Source organism: Dyella sp. RRB7 (assembly GCF_022761115.1).
Classification (GTDB): domain Bacteria; phylum Pseudomonadota; class Gammaproteobacteria; order Xanthomonadales; family Rhodanobacteraceae; genus Dyella.
This window is the reverse complement of record NZ_JAKWJS010000015.1, coordinates 1-1370: the sequence shown is the minus strand read 5'-3', so window position 1 is coordinate 1370 and position 1370 is coordinate 1. Positions and strand designations below refer to the sequence as shown.

1 protein-coding gene is annotated in these 1370 nt (G+C 58.8%); it reads right to left on the bottom strand.

Going from position 1 to position 1370, the window contains the following annotated elements:
- Positions 1–249: 249 nt before the first annotated feature.
- Positions 250–1305: an IS110 family transposase gene (locus MJ606_RS18210; protein ID WP_243050972.1), complete on the bottom strand. Its 1056-nt coding sequence runs from the start codon at positions 1303–1305 to the stop codon at positions 250–252.
- Positions 1306–1370 lie beyond the last annotated feature (65 nt).

The window sequence follows — 1370 nt, the reverse complement described above, 5'->3', positions numbered from 1 at the left end:
AAAAAATGTATGGTCCGCCCCCGGTCTGCAAGGACCGCGGCTGTTGACGAAGAGCAGTTTGCACAAATGTATCCGGCCTCTCGCGAGTCAGCCACTTTTGGTGACCAGGCCATAATGAGATTCGCGCGCAACGTTCCTAATAAACGGTTCGGGTCGTGAGCCCGCTTTTTTGCCAGGGTTACGCTGTGCCGATCGACTGTTTCGTCATCTCCCTACGGGCTTCGCAAACGCGGTGAAGAAAGGTATTGGTCAGAGGGCAAAGCGCGGATCGTTGCGCTGGTAAAGTGCGCCACGATGCGTAATCACAACCCAGGCCATCCGTGCCATCTTGTTGGCGAGGGCCACGGTGACTTTATTGAAATGTACCCGCCGGCTGAGCTGATCAAGCCACGCGCCCAGTCGATTTCGGGTTCGATCCATGTGGATAACGCACGAGCGTGCACCGTGGATAAGTAGGCGGCGAACATAGCTGTTGCCCCGCTTGCTCATTCCCAGCAGGGTCGGCTTGCCGCCCGTTGAATACTGTGCCGGGACGAGGCCCAACCAGGCCGACATATCCCTACCACGTCTGAACTGGCGCGCATCGCCGACTGCCGCAAGCAAGGCGGTCGCGGCCAAAGCACCAAAGCCAGGGATCGTCATAAGTCGCCGTGCCACGTCGTCGCGATCAGCCTGCGCAGCTACTTCTTCGGATAGATGGTGAATGTGGCTCTCGAGTTCCTCCAGATGCTGACGTTGCATGGCCAGCAACTGGCGCATGGAGGGTGTCAATTCGTTCTCGGCATCTTCGATGACGCCAGGAAGATCAAGCTTGAACGCGCCGGCACCGCCACGTAGAGCGATACCGTATTCAAGTAGTAACCCACGCATCTGGCTGATCAGCGCTGTGCGCTGGTAGACCATCATGTCACGTGCCCGGTGTAACGCCTGCACATCGACCTGATCGACGCGTTTGACGGCCACGAAGCGCATGGTCGGGCGTGTTGCGGCTTCGGCGATAGCCTCCGCATCGACGCTGTCGTTCTTGTTAGACTTCACATAGGGCTTGACGAACTGCGCCGGCACGATGCGTACGGTGTGCCCGTAAGTCTGTAGCTTGCGCGCCAACCACTGCGAGCCTGGACAGGCCTCCATCGCAATGACCGCCACCGGTACGTTGCCGAAGAATTGGAGCAAGGTGTCGCGCCGGAACTTCGTGCGAAGCTGTGGACGACCGGTCTTGTCCAGGCCGGCGACGTGGAAGAGATTCTTGCCGATGTCGACACCGTAGGTAGCGACATGCTGTGCTTGAGCTAGGTGGCGCATGATCGAATCCTCCATCGAAGGGAGTGGCGATTATCTCGCCAAGGAGGGGGCGGACCATCCCATTA